Source organism: Streptomyces olivaceus (genome assembly GCF_000721235.1).
GTDB classification, from domain to species: Bacteria; Actinomycetota; Actinomycetes; order Streptomycetales; family Streptomycetaceae; genus Streptomyces; species Streptomyces olivaceus.
Genome location: NZ_JOFH01000004.1, coordinates 29,706 through 46,820, shown reverse-complemented (window position 1 = coordinate 46,820; position 17,115 = coordinate 29,706). Strand labels below are relative to the sequence as shown.

General features: G+C 71.7%; 14 protein-coding genes and 1 pseudogene. 10 read left to right on the top strand and 5 right to left on the bottom strand.

The window, feature by feature from the left end; translation table 11 throughout:
* Positions 1-24: 24 nt before the first annotated feature.
* Both IG94_RS0106270 and IG94_RS0106265 read right to left on the bottom strand, forming a co-directional pair.
* Positions 25-1,083, bottom strand: coding sequence for a family 2 encapsulin nanocompartment cargo protein terpene cyclase (locus IG94_RS0106270; RefSeq protein ID WP_031032211.1), 1,059 nt, complete (start codon positions 1,081-1,083; stop codon positions 25-27).
* 19 nt (positions 1,084-1,102) lie between these two features.
* Positions 1,103-2,545, bottom strand: coding sequence for a family 2B encapsulin nanocompartment shell protein (locus IG94_RS0106265; RefSeq protein ID WP_031032209.1), 1,443 nt, complete (start codon positions 2,543-2,545; stop codon positions 1,103-1,105).
* 314 nt (positions 2,546-2,859) lie between these two features.
* Here IG94_RS0106265 and IG94_RS0106260 point away from each other — a divergent pair, with 314 nt between their 5' ends.
* Positions 2,860-3,159 carry a putative quinol monooxygenase gene (locus IG94_RS0106260; protein WP_031032206.1) on the top strand — a complete coding sequence of 100 codons (300 nt, stop codon included), beginning with the start codon at positions 2,860-2,862 and terminating at the stop codon, positions 3,157-3,159.
* A gap of 141 nt (positions 3,160-3,300) precedes the next feature.
* Here IG94_RS0106260 and IG94_RS0106255 read toward each other — a convergent pair.
* Positions 3,301-3,783, bottom strand: a pseudogene (locus tag IG94_RS0106255) (peptidase C39 family protein); the annotation flags it as partial.
* A gap of 208 nt (positions 3,784-3,991) precedes the next feature.
* A complete protein-coding gene (locus IG94_RS0106250) occupies positions 3,992-4,537 on the bottom strand; it encodes a TetR/AcrR family transcriptional regulator (RefSeq protein ID WP_107060465.1) in 546 nt (181 codons plus the stop codon).
* A gap of 248 nt (positions 4,538-4,785) precedes the next feature.
* Between IG94_RS0106250 and IG94_RS0106245 the strand changes: the two genes are divergently transcribed.
* The 3 genes from IG94_RS0106245 (at position 4,786) to IG94_RS38425 (ending at position 7,222) form a co-directional block, all read left to right on the top strand.
* Positions 4,786-5,769, top strand: a complete 984-nt coding sequence (locus IG94_RS0106245; protein ID WP_031032199.1) for an alpha/beta hydrolase family protein — start codon at positions 4,786-4,788, stop codon at positions 5,767-5,769.
* A 152-nt stretch (positions 5,770-5,921) separates the two neighbouring features.
* Complete coding sequence (locus IG94_RS0106240; protein WP_031032197.1) at positions 5,922-6,905, top strand: SDR family NAD(P)-dependent oxidoreductase; 984 nt, start codon at positions 5,922-5,924, stop codon at positions 6,903-6,905.
* 59 nt (positions 6,906-6,964) lie between these two features.
* Positions 6,965-7,222 (top strand): hypothetical protein, encoded by a 258-nt coding sequence (locus IG94_RS38425; RefSeq protein ID WP_043483027.1) that lies wholly within the window; start codon positions 6,965-6,967, stop codon positions 7,220-7,222.
* A gap of 146 nt (positions 7,223-7,368) precedes the next feature.
* Here the strand turns inward: IG94_RS38425 and IG94_RS0106230 are convergent, their stop codons facing one another.
* A complete protein-coding gene (locus tag IG94_RS0106230) occupies positions 7,369-8,988 on the bottom strand; it encodes a carboxylesterase/lipase family protein (protein WP_052410565.1) in 1,620 nt (539 codons plus the stop codon).
* Positions 8,989-9,400: 412 nt separating this feature from the next.
* Here IG94_RS0106230 and IG94_RS0106225 point away from each other — a divergent pair, with 412 nt between their 5' ends.
* The 6 genes from IG94_RS0106225 (at position 9,401) to IG94_RS0106200 (ending at position 17,093) form a co-directional block, all read left to right on the top strand.
* A complete protein-coding gene (locus IG94_RS0106225) occupies positions 9,401-10,420 on the top strand; it encodes a LacI family DNA-binding transcriptional regulator (RefSeq protein WP_031032192.1) in 1,020 nt (339 codons plus the stop codon).
* Between the two features lie 323 nt (positions 10,421-10,743).
* Positions 10,744-11,841: an ABC transporter substrate-binding protein gene (locus IG94_RS0106220; protein ID WP_031032191.1), complete on the top strand. Its 1,098-nt coding sequence runs from the start codon at positions 10,744-10,746 to the stop codon at positions 11,839-11,841.
* Positions 11,842-11,911: 70 nt separating this feature from the next.
* Complete coding sequence (locus IG94_RS0106215; RefSeq protein ID WP_031032190.1) at positions 11,912-13,471, top strand: sugar ABC transporter ATP-binding protein; 1,560 nt, start codon at positions 11,912-11,914, stop codon at positions 13,469-13,471.
* Complete coding sequence (locus IG94_RS0106210) at positions 13,464-14,426, top strand: ABC transporter permease (protein ID WP_031032188.1); 963 nt, start codon at positions 13,464-13,466, stop codon at positions 14,424-14,426. Before IG94_RS0106215 ends, IG94_RS0106210 begins: the two co-directional genes overlap by 8 nt.
* Positions 14,423-15,457 carry an ABC transporter permease gene (locus IG94_RS0106205; protein ID WP_031032187.1) on the top strand — a complete coding sequence of 345 codons (1,035 nt, stop codon included), beginning with the start codon at positions 14,423-14,425 and terminating at the stop codon, positions 15,455-15,457. Before IG94_RS0106210 ends, IG94_RS0106205 begins: the two co-directional genes overlap by 4 nt.
* Positions 15,458-15,593: 136 nt before the next feature.
* Positions 15,594-17,093: a glycoside hydrolase family 43 protein gene (locus IG94_RS0106200; RefSeq protein WP_031032186.1), complete on the top strand. Its 1,500-nt coding sequence runs from the start codon at positions 15,594-15,596 to the stop codon at positions 17,091-17,093.
* Positions 17,094-17,115 lie beyond the last annotated feature (22 nt).

The window sequence follows — 17,115 nt, the reverse complement described above, 5'->3', positions numbered from 1 at the left end:
TCTGCCGGTGGTGCGGGATGCCGCTCACCAGTAGTCGGGCAGGCTGTAGCGCTCGGTGTTGCTCGCGTGCCATTCGTGGTTGCCGGAGACCCAGTCGGCGAGCCCCCGGGCGTATCGCTCGACGAGGGGCGAGGTCTCGGACAGCAGCGCGGACTCCGTCTCGAATGCCTCCATGATCTCGTTGTGGATGTCGACGCTGCGCAGATAGGCGGTCTTCAGTCCGCACTGGTCGTTCGCGGCGACCACTTGGGGCAGGTTCAGGTGCTCGGGGTCGCTGGCCAGTTCCTTGGTGAAGGAGTACAGGTCGTTGACGATGGTCGTGGCGTTGCAGGCGAGGGCGGTGATCCGCTGCGTCTCGGGGCGGGCGTAGACGGCTTCGGGCAACTCGTATCCGTCCACGGCGTCGACGATGGACAGACAGGGCCGGAAGTTGTTGAACTGGCGCATCACCAGGTACTCCCAGACGCGCGGCATGTGACGCGTCTGGGCCCAGGCGGCCTCGGCGAGATAGCCCATGTGCAGCCGGGCCAGGTCGTGCACCAGCCGGCCGGTCTGGCTGGGCGTGGCGATGGCCGAGTAGTCCTTCAGGGCCCAGTGGTACGACCGCAGGGGACCGTCGGCCTGGACGCCGACGCGCCAGCCCTCCTCGGCCTCGGGCGTGCTGTGCAGGGGATCCAGAGCGGACTGGGCCATGATCAGTCGCCCGCCGAGACCGAGCCGGGCGCCGCCCCTGCCCTCGTCCTCCTCGCAGTAGCAGCTGTCGACGATGTTCTCGGCCAGCAGGAGCTTGCCGGCGACGGTGAGGCGCTCCATGTCGGCCGCTTCGGGGTGCTGGAGAGCGATGGCGCGGCCGAACCGGAACTGTGCGAAGTCCCCGCTCCACTCCGGGGGGAACAGGTCGAGCGCGCGGGCCCAGGCCTCGAGTCTGCGGTCGATCTCGGCGGCCTTCTCCGGGTCGGCGGGTGCGACCGGACGGTACCTGAGCCCCGGGACGGCGGTGTCGCCCCGGGCGCGCAGGGACCGGGCGGGACTCGGCGGGCCCGGCAGCGAGAACGCGGGCGTGCGGTTGTCGGTGGTACTCATGGTCTGGGGCTCCACCCGGTCAGTCGGCGACACGGCCGAGCTGGACGTTCTCCAGGACGCCGGCCGCGTCCGGTACGAGGATGGCCAGCGAGTAGTAGGCGGTCACGAGGTAGTTGACGACGGCGGAGCTGTTGACGCCCATCCAGCGGACGTTCAGCCCGGGCTCGTACTCCTCGGGGATTCCGGTCTGGTACAGACCCACGACGCCCTGGTCCGACTCGCCCGTGCGCATCGCGACGATGCTCGTCGTGTGGGACCCGGAGACGGGGATCTTGCCGCACGGGAAGATCGGGACGCCCCGCCACGCGGGGACGTGGTGCCCGTTGACCGTGGCGGAACCGGGCACCAGACCGCGTTTGTTGCACTGCCGGAAGAACGCGGCGATCGCCTTCGGATGGGCGAGGAACAGCCGGGTCGCGCGGCGCATGGACAGCAGTTCGTCCATGTCGTCGGGTGTCGGCGGGCCGGTGGACGTGCTGATGCGCTGGCCGTGATCGACGTTGTGCAGCAGGCCGAAGTCCCGGTTGTTCACGAGCTCCCACTCCTGGCGCTCGCGGATCTCCTGGATGGTCAGCCGCAGCTGCTGCCGGGTCTGGTCCATGGGGTCGCTGAAGAGGTCGGCGACCCTGGTGTGCACGCGCAGCACGGTCTGGGTCAGGGACAGCTCGTACTCGCGCGGCGTGAGCTCGTAGTCGACGAAGCCGCCCGGCAGCGTGGGCTCGCCGCTGTGGCCGGACCGCACGGGGACGTCGGCCTCGCCCCGGCGGTTCACCGGCAGGCGCTGCCGCTCCGTGTGGGCGGCCAGGTGGGCGGCGAGCGACGGCGCCCGGCCGGTGAGTTCACGGAGGTCGTCCCGTGCCAGCGCCAGCACCACGCCGGCCGTCTCGGCGCGCACCGACGTCTGCCACAGCGGGTCGGGCCGGCCGATGGCCTCGTCGCCCACGTGGTCGCCGTCGGTCACTACGCCGAGGACCTCTTCCTCGCCGTACCTGCCGGCCGTGTACCGGGTGAGGCGGCCGTGCACGATCAGGAAGGTCTCGGTGACGGGCCGGCCCGCCTCGTGCAGGACCTGGCCCGCCCGGACCTCGTGGACCGAGAAGCGGCCGGCCAGCTCTTCGAGGACGTCGTGGTCCGCGTAGCCCCGCAGCGCCGGCAGCTCGGCAAGCGTCCGCGGAATCACCCGGACGTCGTCCGCGCCGTTCTGGTCGAACTGGACCCGTCCGCGGCCGACCCCGAGATGCAGCCGGCGGTTGACGCGGTAGGTGCCGCCCCCCACGTCCACCCACGGAAGTCTCCTGATCAGCCACCGCGAGGAGATGCCCCGCATCTGGGGCTCGGACTTGTGGGTGGTCGCCAACTGGCGTGCGGCGTGCGTGCTGAGACTGGTGAGCGGGTTCTCCGCGGGCGCCGCGGGTCCGGATTCGTCGGTGACCGGACCCGTGACACTGTCCGGAGCGGACACGTGGCCTCCCAGGCGAACGAGCAGAAGTGAGCGGGAACGACCGGTGGTGCCCGAGGTGGCCGTGCGCAACGCCAAGACAACCAGTGCCGGACATCCTTCGGATACGGCGTGAAGGGGTCGGTCTTGCGGTCAAGGTGCACAAACCTCCTTGATGAGGCGAACGGCGCACTCGCGTCCTGCCCGCACGCCCCACGGCAGGGAAACCGCCCCACCCGTCACCCGGGTTCCGGCCGGCGCCCGTCGCGTTCGTGGGGGGTGTGGCAGGGTGCTGCCGTGGCGGACGTCCGGTCCGCCCGAGGAGACGGGAACCCGGTGTGACCTACGGCTGCCTGGCATCGATGAAGACCCGGCCCGGCTTCCGCGAGGAGGTGGCCTCGATCCTGCTGAGCGCCGCGGAGGGCCTCCGGGAGGCGGGATGCGACAGCTACGTCGTGGGCCTGGCCGACGAGGACGACACGACGATCTGGGTGACGGAGGTCTGGAAGACCAAGGAGCACCACGACGCGTCGCTGGAACTGCCGGGGGCGAAGGAGGCCATCGGCAGGGCCATGCCCCTGCTGACGGGGGAGTTCACCAACCAGGAGCTCTCGGTCGCGGGCGGCCTCGGCCTCTGACGATCCCTCGACGCCACCGGGGCGTGCGGTCGACCCTCCGCCTCCGCGCACCGGCCGAGCACGCGGAGGCGGGGGGGCGGGGCGGGGAGAGCGAGGAGCGCGGGGAAGGCCGGGAAGCCGCGGCGAGTTCCCCGCGCGGGTTCAGTCCCGGCGCGTCGGGCGGCCGATGCGGACGGCGCCGCGGAACGGGCGATCCGTCAGCAGGGACATCGCGTCGAGCGACGCGTCGGCGACGGGCAGCAGATGGGCGTCGGCCCAGGTGTCCCCGGCCCCCGTGTTGAACCACGGGTCCTCCAGCACCACGGCCCCCGGCACGACGGCGTGGCAGAGCACCCAGTGCGGTACGTCGAACCCCTGCATCGCGGCCAGCGAGACCAGCAGCAGCACGTGCTCACCCCGGCCGACCGCACCGCGCAAGTCGTCCAGCGACAGCCGCCGGGAGCGGATCGGCACACCCAGCCGTCCGGCGTCCGTCCGGGACGCCCGCTGGAGGACCGCCCGCCACTCCCGCTCGCCGTCGGAGCAGTGGTCGAGCAGAACGGGCCGGTCCGTGTCGAGCAGCACCTCCACCGGCGACGACGGCCACCTGCGGCGTACCGCGGCGCCGAGTCCGACGGGCTCGCACGGGCGCGGCCCTGGCAGCGGACCGAACTCGTCCGCCTTCGGCGCGACGGTGTGCTCCGGCGCGGGATGCCGGGTAGCGCTCCCGGCGGAACAGCGGACCGCCACCCCTCTCTCCGCCGTCCGGTCGAGGGGGTGCCGCGGGCTGAGGCGCCGTACCTGCACCGACCGCCCCTGGGCCGGCCGGGCCGGGGAGCCGGTGGCGAGTGAGTCAGGGGCGGCGGAGTCCCTGCAGCAGCAGTGTGATCAGCCGGCGGGGGTCGTAGCGGGGATCGTCGTCGTGCCCGATGCAGAGATTGCCGATGCCTCGCAGCAGCTCGTAGGGGTGGATGCCCGGCCGGATCTCGCCGGCCTCCGCGGCGGCGTCGAGAAGGCGCGTGGCTACGGGCTGCAGGCGGTCGAGGAAGTAGGCGTGCAGCGGGGCGAACCGACTGTTGTCCGACTGCAGCGCCTGGGCGAGACCGTGCTTGGTGACCAGAAGGTCGACGAAGAGGTCGATCCACCGCTGCAGCGCGGTGAACGGGGATCCGGCCTCGGACAGGAGCCTCAGCCCGGCTTCGGCGCACTCCTCGATCTGGTGGCGGAAGACGGCCACGACGAGGTCCGAGCGGGTCGGGAAGTGCCGGTAGATGGTTCCCATGCCGACGCCCGCCCTGGCCGCGATCTGGCGGATCGGCGCGTCGACGCCCGAGCCGACGAACACCTCGGCGGCCGCGGCCAGCAGTTTCTCCTGGTTGCGCCGGGCGTCGGCGCGCATGTGCCGGGCCGTCCCGCCCGTGTCCGACCCGTCCGTGGTGGGCACCGCACTCTCCTTCTCGTGGTCTCGTGGCATGCAGGTTCTCGCGGCATGCGGACCGATGCGGAACGATACTCCGCTTGCTAAGCGGAACAATGTTCCGTAAAGTAAGCGGAGCGATGTTCCGATTGCTGCGGAAGCGGCGACCGGACGCTTCCACCGCCCCTGCGGGGCCGGCCCCCGCCGGCGCGCCGAAAGGAACACAGACCATGCCTGCATCCGCATCCGCATCCGCATCCGCTCCCGGCACCGTCCGCGAGGCCACCCCCGTGTTGTCCTACGCCCCCGTGACGCTGCGGGTCCCGGGCCGCCCCGCGGACCTGACACTGCGGGTCACCGCGCCCGAGACCGGGACCGACCTGCCGCTCATCCTGCTCTCCCACGGTCACGGCGGATCCCTCAGCCTGTCCTCGGAGGACGGCTACGCGCCGGTCGCCCAGCGGTGGGCGGCGGCCGGATTCGTCGTGGTCCAGCCCACGCACCTCAGCTCCCGACGGCTCGGCCACCTGTGGGAGACCACCGCCGGCGCGCCGCTGTTCTGGCGTTCACGCGCCGAGGACATGATCCACGTCCTCGACCACCTGGACGAGATCGAGAAAGCCGTGCCGCTGCTCGCCGGGCGCCTCGATCGCGAGGCGGTGGCCGTCGCGGGGCACTCCCTGGGCGGCTCGACGGCCGAACTCCTGCTGGGCGCGGGCGTCACCGACCCCGACTCGGGAGAGCGGGTGAGCCTTCTGGAACCGCGGATCAAGCAGGGCCTGCTGCTGGCCGCGCCCGGCCGGGGCGGCGACACCCTCAACGGGCCGATGGCCGACCAGGTGCCGGTGTTCCGCACCGTCGACTTCACCACGATGACCGGGCCCGCGCTGGTCGTGGCCGGTGACCAGGACGACTCCCGGCACTTCACGGACATGGGGCCGGCCTGGCACTACGACCCCTACCACCTCGCCCCCGGGGCCAAGACCCTGCTCACCGTCTTCGGCGCGGGGCACCTGCTCGGCGGCATCCAGGGGTACGACGCGGCCGAGAGCGCGCAGTTGTCGGACGAGAACCCCGGTCACGTCGCCGCGATCGCCCGGCTGAGCGCGGCCTACCTGCACTCCCGGTTCGGCCGTGGCGACGACGCCTGGAAGCAGGCCCGGCAGGAGCTGACGACCGGCCCCGAAGCGGTCGGACGTGTCGAGTCGAAGTAGGCGGACCGGCGGACGGGCCCTGTCCGGACCGCAACCCGGGCCGGGCGGTGCCCGGGAAGACGAGGCGGTACGCCACCCCGACGAGCCCGACGAGCCCGACGAGCCGACGAACGCGACACCCCGATGAACCCGATGAAGAAGAGGACAAGCACATGACTCACCAGCAGCGGCCCATCGGGTCCGGATTCACACCGGCCTCGACGGCCGACGAGGTACTGGCCGGCACCGACCTGACCGGCCGGAACATCGTCGTCACCGGCGGGCACGCGGGCATCGGCCGCGAAGCCACCCGAGCCCTGACGGCGCGGGGTGCGTCGGTGACCGTCGGTTCACGCAGCCCGGAGCGGGCGCGGGAAGCCCTGGCCGGCCTCGACGGCGTGCAGATCGGCCGGCTCGACCTCGCCGACCCCGCCTCGGTCGACGCGTTCGCCGACCGGTGGAACGCTTCCGGGCGCCCCCTGCACGTTCTGGTGAACTGCGCGGGGGTGGCGGCTCCCCAGGAGCGGGAAGTGGACTCACGGGGCTACGAGTTGCAGTTCGCCGTCAACCATCTCGGCCACTTCCAGCTCACGCGCGCCCTGCTGCCCGCTCTGCGGGCGGCGCACGGAGCCCGCGTGGTCAACGTCACCTCCGGCGCCCACCGCTTCTCCACCATCCGCTGGAACGACCCGCACTTCGACTCCGGCGACTACACCCCGCAACTGGCCTACGCCCAGTCGAAGAACGCCAACGTCCTCTTCACCGTCGATTTGGACCGCCGCTGGGCCGGGGACGGCATCCGCGGCTACGCGGTCCATCCGGGCGTGGTCGTGGGTACGGCGCTCAACAGCGCGGCCGGAACGGACGGGCTGCGTGCCGCCGGACTGATCTACGAGGACGGCAGGCCGGTCATCGACCCGGTGGTCGGGAAGAAGACGGTGCAGCAGGGCGCCGCGACCGTCGTGTTCGGCGCCGCGAGCCCGCTCCTCGCAGACGTCGGCGGCGTCTATCTGAAGGACAGCGATGTGGCACCGCTGGACGACGAACACCGGCCGGTGACGGCGGACAGCCTCCCGGCGGACGCGGCGTCCCACTCCATCGACCCGCAGAACGCCGCGCGCCTCTGGGAGTTGAGCGAGCGGCTGCTCGGCTCCTGACGGAGGGGGCTGGAGCAGCGGGCTCCGTCCGGACCCGAAACGCGCGTAGGCTCACGGGCGTGACGAAAAGCCGCAAGACCGCCGAACCGGCACCGGCACCCGAACCGGCACCCGCGCCGGTGCCGTGTCCGGACGTGGCCGCGACGGCGGCCGCCTTCCTGGACGGCCAGCAGATCACGACGACGCAGTGCGGACTGTGCGGCACGGAGATCGCCGGAGTGAACGGGCGGTACTCCTGCGGGGTCTGCGGCTGGACCAACCCGTGGTGGGAGGGGACCAGTACGCTGCCGGGCGCGACGGACTACGACCAGGGATGAGGGCGGCCGCCCGGCGCGCCTCGCCCCCGGCCCCGCCCGGCGTGCCCCGGCCCCCCGGCCCCGGCCCCGCTCGGCGTGCCCCGGCCTCCGGCCCCGGAACGAGCCGGGAGCCTCCGCACCGCGTCCGTCAGCCGCGAGACCGGCCGTCACCCGCGAGACCGGCCGTCGGCCGACCCGGGCCGTGTGTCGGCGCTCCGGTCGGTGGCGTCGAAGACCATGCTGTGCGGCCACCGGCCCCAGTGCGCGCCGAGGCCGCGGTGCTGCGGGCGCCCGGTGCGCACGAAGGCGCGGATGCTCTCCGTCATCAGCTTCGAGAGCTGCAGGCGGCCCGGTTCGTTGCGGCGGCTGAAGGCGAAGGTGAACAGCCCCTCGTCGAAGGTGCCGAAGACGAAGGGCAGGTCCATGGCGTGCGCGGCACCGTAGACGGTGTCGAACGGTGCCGGTTCCCGGTCCCAGCCGAACTGGTAGTAGTACAGGTGCTCGTTGCCGGCCTCCCGCATGGAGTCCATGGAGTCGTGGACGATCCCGGTGAAGATGCTGTCGGTCAGCCGTCCGGCCGCCTCGTTCCACCCGCCGGGGCCGTCGGCCGGCAGGTAGCGGTCGGCGATGAAGTCACGGACGCCGAAGGGGGACGGCTCGTCGGGATCGAAGAAGTACTGCTTGGTGAAGCGCTCGCGGTCGGTAGGGCGGTAGGCGTCGACGAGTGACCCGAAGAGCTTCCCTTCCTCGAAGGTGTTGCCCGCCAGCACGGGCATCTCGCGCAGCCGGCCCGTCCGGACGACGTCGTGGTGGTCCGCGGGCAGGACGACGCCGTCCGCCAGCACCGCCGGGGGATCGCCGACGGCCGCACCGCGGCGTACCTGGGCCCGCACGACGTCGTCCGCGGGCAGCTCCCGCAGCCGTCGCACGGCCTCCTCCCGGCTGCCGCCGGGGCCGACGGCCTCGTCGAGGAAGGCTTCGGCGTAGGTGCGAGCCTGGGCGGGAGCGGAGAACTTGAGGCCGCCGCTGAGCGGGACGGCCTTGTCCATCAGGCCCCTGCTCAGGGGCGACGTCATGAGGGCCCAGACGTCGACGGCACCGGCGGACTCGCCCATCACGGTCACGTTCGACGCGTCACCGCCGAAGGCGGACGCGTTGCGACGGACGAAGCGGAGGGCCTCGATCTGGTCCAGTGTCCCGAAGTTGCCCGAGTCGCCGGCCGGGTCGCCGGTCTTCAGACCGGGCAGGTCGAGCCAACCGAAGACCCCCAGCCGGTAGTTGACCGTGACCACGACCGCGTCTGCCCCGCGCGCCAGTGCGCGCCCGTCGTACATCGGGTCCGCCGAGTACCCGACCACATTGCTGCCGCCGTGGACGAAGACGACGACCGGCAGGTCCTTCTTCGCCGTCGAGGGACGGAACACGTTGAGGGTCAGGCAGTCCTCGGCGCCGACGGGCTCGTCCAGGCCGTCCCGGACGTCCAGCCCGTAGTGGGGACCGCTCGGTGCCGGGCTGAAGAGCCGGCCCTGCTGGGCGCAGCCGTCCCCGTACGCGGTGGCGTCCCGCAGGCCCTGCCACGGGCGGTGCGTCACCGGGGCACGCCAGCGCAGCGGTCCCACGGGCGGTTGCGCATAGGGGATGCCCAGCCAGGAGTACGTTCCGCTCGACCGCCCCTGGTCGAGTCCCTCGACCCTGCCCAGATCGGTCCGCACCACGGTGGTCCGGTGGCCGCCGTCGGCCGGCGCCGCGTTCCCCGGCGCGGCCGCGAGCACCGTCCCGAGAAGCACGGCACCAAGACGCCTCGTCGTCCTCACTGGCTCCACTCCCTTCGAACGGGGGGTCTGCCCGGTCCGGGGCGGACCGGGACAACCCGGTGTGGTGGCCGTCACTGTAGGGACCGGTGCGGGGCGTCACGAGGTGGGAATGCTCCATGGCTGCCGGCGGTCCGGTGGCAAGAAGAACCACCGTCGGCGCGGCGGTCGCGGACGTGCCCGGCCACGGGCGGGTGGTGCCACCATGTGAGGATGAGGTGAGGCTGGCCAGGATGCCGCCGAGCGGGCGTTCAATTCGCTTGTCAGTGCCCGGAGACGGGCTGTATAACGTTGTAAATTCAGCCCAGAGGCTTGGAGTCCGGCCGGAGCGGGAGACAGGACCTCGCGCACCGGGCGCCGAGTGGGGGCCGCTGCGGAGGGATTCGACGTGCGGGTCAGCCTCAAGGACGTTGCCGCGCATGCGGGAGTCTCCGTCAAGACCGTCTCCAACGTGGTCAACGACTATCCCTACGTCACCGCGGCCATGCGGGAGCGCGTCCAGCGGTCCATCGACGAACTCGGGTACCGGCCGAACCTGACCGCACGCCACCTGCGCAAGGGGCGCACGGGCATCATCGCGCTCGCCCTGCCCGAACTGGGGAACCCCTACTTCGCCGAACTGGCCGCGGCCGTCATCGACGCGGCGGCCGCGCACGACTACACCGTGCTCCTCGACCACACCGGCGGACGCCGGGAGCAGGAGATCCTGGTCAGCCAGGGGTTCCGGGCACGGGTGATCGACGGGCTCATCCTCAGTCCCATCGAGCTGGAGACGGAGGACCTGCGCGACCGCACGGGAGACGTGCCGATGGTGCTCCTCGGCGAACGGGACTACGACCTGCCGTACGACCACATCGCCATCGACAACGTCGCGGCGGCACGTGCCGCGGTCCGCCACCTGATCGGCCTCGGCCGCCGGGAGGTGGCGTTCATCGGCGACCGGCGCGGCCGCAGCGAACCGGCCCAACTGCGGGTGCGCGGCTGGCGCGAGGAGCTGGCCGAAGCGGGGCTGCCCGCCGACGACGGGCTGGTCGCCGACACCGACGGGTGGGGGCACGCGGACGGCGCGGCGGCGATGGCCCGGATCCTGGAGGCGGGGCGGCGGCCCGACGCGGTGTTCGCCTACAACGACCTCGTGGCCATCGGGGCGATGCGGGTGCTGCACGCGCGAGGGCTGCGCGTGCCCGAGGACATCGCCGTCGTCGGGTTCGACGACGTCGTCGAGGGGCGGTTCGGCGCGGTGACGCTCACCTCGGTGTCCCCGGACAAGGAGGCCATCGGCCGGCTGGCGGTGGAGTCGGTGCTGGCCCGGCTCGGGGGCAAGCCGGCCGAGCCGCGCCGCTTCAGGGCCGACCACCGGCTCGCGGAGCGGGAGAGCACCCTGGGGCGCGGCGCGGCGAACGCCTGAGGAGTGAGGCCGTCGCGGGGGCCGTGAGTCGGCGACTCGTGCGAGGGCCGTGGTCGAGCTCGCACGTCGGCCAACGACCCCGCGCCTGACATCGTTGTCACGTAGTCGGACCACTCAGTTTCAGTGAGGCGTCAGGCGCAAGTCAAGAGGCGGGTCCGAGTTCGGTCGCAGGTCGTGCACGAGGGGTTTACAGCATTCTTGCAACGATGTAAAACCTCTGTGCGGCGGACCGAACACGGCCTGCCGCAGGGGGAGAAGCAGTCGTCTGTCGCTCGTAGTTCGGCTCCCCAGTCCCTTTCAGCGCCACCCGGATCGGGGTCACCATGCAGCGCACCACTCATCGTCCGCACTTCCTCGCCCGCTCCGTGGCCGTGGCCCTGGCCACCGCCGTGGCCCTGACCGCGACCGCCTGCGCGAAGTCGGAGGACGACGCGTCGGACAAGAAGCAGTCCGCCTCGTCCGCGGCCGGCGCCGAGCAGAAGGCCGTCACTCCGAAGCCGGGCAGCAAGACCTGCACCATCGACGCCTACGGCGCGAAGAAGCTGGACCTGAAGGGTGCGACCGTCGGCTTCTCCCAGTCGGAGAAGGAAGCGAACCCGTTCCGCATCGCCGAGACCCAGTCCCTCAAGGACGAGGCCCAGAAGCGGGGCGTCAAGCTGCTCACCGCCAACGCCCAGTCGCAGTTCTCCAAGCAGATCACCGACGTGCAGGACCTGCTCGCCAAGGGTGCCGACCTGCTGGTCGTCGCCCCGCTCAACTCCGACGGCTGGGACCCGGTGCTGCAGGCCGCCGCCGCGAAGAAGGTCCCGATCGTCACCATCGACCGCAAGATCAACGCCGAGGCCTGCAAGGACTACGTCTCCTTCATCGCCTCGGACTTCGTGGAGCAGGGGCGCCGCGCCGCCGACCAGATGATCGAGGCGACCGGCGGCAAGGGCGAGGTGGCGATCCTGCTCGGGGCGGCCGGGAACAACGTCACCACCGAGCGCACCAAGGGCTTCAAGGAGCGCGTGGCCGAGAAGGCCCCGGGCCTGAAGGTGGTCGCCGAGCAGACCGGTGACTTCGCCCGCGAGAAGGGCCAGCAGGTCACCGAGCAGCTCATCCAGTCCAACCCCGGCATCAAGGGCGTCTACGCGGAGAACGACGAGATGGGCCTGGGCGCGGTGGCCGCGCTCAAGGGCGCCGGCAAGAAGGCCGGAGACATCAAGATCGTCACGGTAGACGGCACGCGCAACGCCGTCCAGGGCATCGTCGACGGCTGGATCAGCGGCGTCGTCGAGTCCAACCCGCGCTTCGGTCCGCTGGCGTTCGAGACCCTCGACACCTTCACCCGGGGCGAGCCGGTGGCCCAGGACATCATCATCGAGGACGGCACGTACAACGCGGACAACGCCAAGCAGGACATCGGCAAGGCCTTCTGACCCCCACCGGGGCCCGGCCACCCCGCCGGGCCCCGGCGTCCTGCCCTCACCACACTTCATGGAGGAACTGGTGGCACCCCCCGCCGAAGTCCTCGCCGTCCGCGGACTGAGCAAGACCTTCCCCGGCGTCCGGGCCCTGGACGACGTGGAGCTGACCGTGCACGCCGGCGAGGTCCACGCCCTGATCGGGGAGAACGGCGCCGGCAAGTCGACCCTCATCAAGCTGCTCACCGGCGTCTACCGCCCGGACGCGGGCCGGATCACCTTCCAGGGCCGGGAGGTCTCCTTCGGCACCCCCCTGGAGGCGCAGAAGGCCGGCATCTCGACCATCTACCAAGAGGTCAACCTCATCCCGCTGCTGAGCGTGGCCCGCAACCTCTTCCTCGGCCGCGAGCCCCGCACCCGCCTCGGCCTGCTCGACTTCGCCCGCATGCACCGCGAGGCCGACGAGATCCTGAGCACCTACGGCGTCCGGGTCGACGTCCGCCAGTCGCTGCGCACCCTCGGTGTCGGCGCCCAGCAGATGGTGGCCCTGGCCCGCGCCGTGGCCACCGACGCACGCGTCGTCGTCATGGACGAACCGACCTCCTCCCTCGAACCCCGGGAGGTGGAGACCCTGTTCTCGGTCATCCGCCGCCTGCGCGACCAGGGCATCGCCGTGATCTACGTCAGCCACCGCCTGGACGAGCTGTACGCGGTGTGCAGCAAGGTCACCGTGCTGCGCGACGGCCGCCGCGTCCACCACGGCGACCTGGCCGACCTGGACCGGATCGACCTGGTGTCGACGATGCTCGGCCGGGAACTGGGGGAGGTGCGCGAGGAGGGGCAGACCAAGTTCTCGGGCGACCACCAGATCGCCGACGAGCAGCCGGTGCTCTCGGCGCGGGAACTGTCGGCACGGCACCGGCTGCACGGCGTCTCCCTCGACGTCCGGCCCGGCGAGGTCGTCGGGCTCGGCGGCCTGCTCGGCTCCGGCCGCACCGAGACGGCCAAGGCCATCTCCGGATCCCTGCAGCTGAGTTCGGGCACCGTCACGGTGGCCGGTGTGCCGCTGCGGGGCGGCTCGACGCCCGCCGCCATCCGGGCCGGCGTCAGCCTGCTGCCCGAGGACCGCAAGAGCGAGGGCATCGTGCCCGGGCTGTCCGTGCGCGAGAACATCGCGCTCGCCGTCCTGCCCCGGCTCTCCCGCTTCGGCCTGGTCTCCGAGTCCCGGGTCGACGCGATCGTGGACACCTTCATGGAGCGGCTGCGCATCAAAGCGTCCTCGCCCCACCAGAAGGTCGGCGAACTCTCCGGCGGCAACCAGCAGAAGGTCCTCCTCGCCCGCTGGCTGGCGATGAACCCGAAAGTGCTCCTGCTCGACGAGCCCACGCGCGGCATCGACGTCGGCGCCAAGGCCGAGGTGCAGAAACTCGTGGACGAACTGGCCGCGGACGGCCTCGGCGTCCTGCTCATCTCCTCCGACCTGGAGGAACTGATCGAAGGGTCCGACCGCGTGGTCGTACTGAAGGACGGTGCGGTCGTCGGCGAACTGACCGGCGACGAGGTCACCGAGGACCGGCTGATGCGCACCATCGCCGGTGAGACGCCGCCGCGGGACACGGACGAGGAGGCGGTCACCCATGGCTGAGGCCGCTCTCCGCACCGCCCCACCGGACCGGGCCCGCCTCCTGCAGTGGCTGCAGACGTACGGCGTCTACGCCGGTGTGGCCCTGCTGCTGGTCGTCAACACCGTCATCACCCCGCACTTCCTGTCCGCGGAGAACTTCCGCACCCAGGCCGTCCAGGTCGCCCCGGTCGTCATCGTCGCGCTCGGCATGGCCCTGGTCATCGGCACCGAGGGCGTCGACCTGTCCGTCGGCGCGGTGATGGCCCTGGCCGCCTCCGTCACCGCCCTCTACCTGGGCTACGGGCTGCTGCCCGCGCTGCTCGCGGTGGCGCTGTTCGCGGCAGGCGTCGGGTTCGCGAACGGTGCGCTGGTGGCCTTCGTCGGGGTCCAGCCGATCGTGGCCACCCTCGCCCTCATGGTCGGCGGCCGGGGCCTCGCTCTGGTGCTGCTCCCGCAACTGGAGGACCTGCGCAACCCGCAGCTCGCCTCCCTGGGCTCCGGCGACGTCCTCGGTGTCCCGTACCTGATCCTGATCGCCGCCGTCCTGGCCCTGCTGGTGGCCTTCGTGGTCCGCCGCACCACCTTCGGCCGGCAACTCCTCGCCATCGGCGACAGCAGGCCCGCGGCCGAGCTGGCCGGTCTGCCGGTGCGCCGCGTGCTGATCGTCGTGTACGTGGTCTGCGCCCTGCTCGCCGCCGTGGCCGGCGTACTGGCGACCGCCCGCCTCCAGGCCAGCGACCCGACCTCGCTCGGCAACCTGATGGAACTGTCGGCCATCACCGCCGTCGTGGTCGGCGGTACCCCGCTGACCGGCGGGCGGGTCAACATCGCCGGCACCGTGGCGGGCGCCGTACTGATCCAGCTGCTCACCGCCACCCTCATCAAGCACGATCTGCCGCCCTCATGGACCCAGATCGCCCAGGCCGTAGTGATCGTGTGTGCCGTCTACGCGGCACGCGGACGGGGGAAGCGATGACCACGACGAAGACGGACGCACCCGTGGTCGCCGCGAGCAACGAACCGACGGACGCGACCGAGCCGGCCGGCTCCGCGCGGTCCGAGCGGCTGAGCGCCCTGGTCCAGCAGCACGGCGCCCTGGCGGTCCTCGTGCTCGTCGCCCTGGTGGCCTCGTTCTCCTTCGACTCCTTCGCCACCGTCGACAACTTCACGAACATGGCGACCGGTTCGGCGTTCCTGGCCGTCGTCGCCCTCGGCATGACCTTCGTCATCGTCACCGGCGGCATCGACCTGTCCGTCGGTTCGCTGTTCGCCCTCGGCGGCGTCCTGGCGGCCTGGGGGTCGCGCCACGGGACCGCGGTGGCCCTGCTGCTGCCGCTCGCGGTCTGCGGACTGATCGGCGTGGTCAACGGCCTGCTGGTGGCCCGTTCCCGGCTCGCTCCCTTCATCGTCACGCTGGCCGCCATGCTGGGAGCGCGCGGCCTGATGCTGGCCCTGACCGACGAGGGCGCCAACACCTACCTCGTCGCCAAGGACTCCCTCTTCGCCGAACTCGGCCAGGGCAGCACCCTGGGCCTGGGCAACCCGGTGTGGATAACGCTGGCCCTGTTCGCCGCGGGCGCCCTGGTCCTGCGCCGCACCCGCTTCGGCCAGCACGTGTACGCGGTGGGCGGCAACGAGGACGCGGCCGCCCTGATGGGGGCACCCGTGGCCCGCACCAAGATCCTCGTCTACACGCTGTCCGGGCTGCTGGCCGGCCTGGCCGGCGCCCTCAACGCCGCCTGGCTCGCCTCCGGCGTGACCATCCTCGGCAACGGGATGGAACTGGACGCCATCTCCGCCGTCGTCATCGGCGGCACCCTGCTCACCGGCGGCCTCGGCTACGTCAGCGGCTCCCTGGTCGGCGTCCTGCTGCTCAAGGTCATCCAGAACGTCATCAACCAGATCGGGTCCCTCGGCTCCTCCTACCAACTCGTCGTCAGCGGCGCCTTCCTGGCCCTCGTCGTGATCGCCCAGACCTGGCTGGGGCGCAGACGCCGGCTGATGTGACACGGACACGCTCCGGACGCGGCAGCCGTGGCCACGCGCCGGCTGCCGCGTCCGGGTTCCACGGCCGGTGCCGAGCCCACCCGCCGGCCGGCGCACGTACCGCCCCGTCACCACCGACCGACAGGAGTCGCCCCGCATGGCCACCGTCAAAGCCACCGGACTCGTCGCCAGGTCCTGCGCCGCGCTGCTCGCCGGCGGGCTGATCGCGATGCTCTCGCCGTCCGCCGCCGTCGCCGCCCCCGAGTACTCCACCTCCGAAGCCGGGAACCCCTTCGTCGACGGCTGGTACGCCGACCCCGACACCGTCGTCTACGACGGGCGCTACTGGGTCTTCCCCACGACCTCGAAGAGCTACTCCGAGCAGACCTACCTGGACGCCTTCTCCTCCAAGGACCTGGTCCACTGGACCAAGCACAGCGAGGTGCTGAGGACGGCGGACGTCGCCTGGGCGAAGTACGCGGTGTGGGCGCCCGCGCCGATCGAGCGGAACGGCAAGTACTACCTGTACTTCGCCGCCAACGACATCCAGAGCGACGCCGAGACCGGCGGCATCGGCGTGGCCGTCGCCGACCGGCCGGAAGGACCGTACAAGGACGCCGTCGGGGCACCGCTCGTCTCCCGGTTCCACAACGGCGCCCAGCCCATCGACCAGGACGTCTTCATCGACGACGACGGACAGGCCTACATGTACTACGGCGGCTGGGGCCACGCCAACGTCGTCAAGCTCAACCCCGACATGACCAGCCTCGGCACCTTCGCGGACGGCACGACCTACAAGGAGATCACGCCCGCGGACTACGTCGAGGGGCCGCAGATGTTCAAACGGGGCGGCAAGTACTACCTGATGTGGTCCGAGGGCGGCTGGACCGGACCGGACTACTCGGTGTCCTACGCGATCTCCGACTCGCCCACCGGGCCGTTCGAGAAGCTCGACAGGGTTCTCGCCCAGGATCCCGCGGTCGCCAAGGGATCCGGTCACAACTCCGTGGTCAACGTCCCCGGGACCGACATCTGGTACATCGTCTACCACCGCCGTCCGCTCAGCGAGACCGACGGCAACCACCGCCAACTCGCCTACGACCGGATGTACTTCAACGAGGACGGCACCATCCGCCGCATCCGGATGGAGGTGAAGGACAACTTCGCCGACGGCAACGCGCTCGGCTGGCGCACCTACGGCGGGTCCTGGGCGGTCGCGGGCGGACGCTACCGGGCGGACCGCTCCCTGGGCGGCAAGGCCCTGCTCGACACCGACTTCGCCGACTTCACCTACGACGCCGACGTGCGGCTCGGCCCCGGCAACGGCGACGCGGGCCTGACGTTCCGGGTGACCCGGCCGTCCGTCGGGGTGGACGGCTACAGCGGGTACTACGCGGGCGTCGGCCGGGACGGCGAGGTCGTACTCGGCCGCGCCGACGGCTCCTGGACACCGCTCGGGACCGCGCACACGCGCCCGGGACCGGCCCACCGGCTGAGGGTCACGGCCGTCGGCCCGTCCATCAAGGTGTACGTGGACGACATGAGGACTCCGAAGATCTCGGTCACCGACGGCACGTACGGCAGCGGCGCAGGCGGACTGCGGGTCTTCGACACCGCCGCCTCCTTCGACAACGTGGAGGTCGGTCCGGTGCGTTGAACCACCTGGGCGGGAAGCGGGC

Bases quoted from the DNA above. Each gene is read 5' to 3' on its own strand.
- IG94_RS0106270 (WP_031032211.1), bottom strand. From the start codon at position 1,083: ATGAGTACCACCGACAACCGCACGCCCGCGTTCTCGCTGCCGGGCCCG.
- IG94_RS0106250 (WP_107060465.1), bottom strand. From the start codon at position 4,537: ATGCGCGCCGACGCCCGGCGCAACCAGGAGAAACTGCTGGCCGCGGCC.
- IG94_RS0106245 (WP_031032199.1), top strand. From the start codon at position 4,786: ATGCCTGCATCCGCATCCGCATCCGCATCCGCTCCCGGCACCGTCCGC.
- IG94_RS0106240 (WP_031032197.1), top strand. From the start codon at position 5,922: ATGACTCACCAGCAGCGGCCCATCGGGTCCGGATTCACACCGGCCTCG.
- IG94_RS0106220 (WP_031032191.1), top strand. From the start codon at position 10,744: ATGCAGCGCACCACTCATCGTCCGCACTTCCTCGCCCGCTCCGTGGCC.
- IG94_RS0106210 (WP_031032188.1), top strand. From the start codon at position 13,464: ATGGCTGAGGCCGCTCTCCGCACCGCCCCACCGGACCGGGCCCGCCTC.
- IG94_RS0106205 (WP_031032187.1), top strand. From the start codon at position 14,423: ATGACCACGACGAAGACGGACGCACCCGTGGTCGCCGCGAGCAACGAA.
- IG94_RS0106200 (WP_031032186.1), top strand. From the start codon at position 15,594: ATGGCCACCGTCAAAGCCACCGGACTCGTCGCCAGGTCCTGCGCCGCG.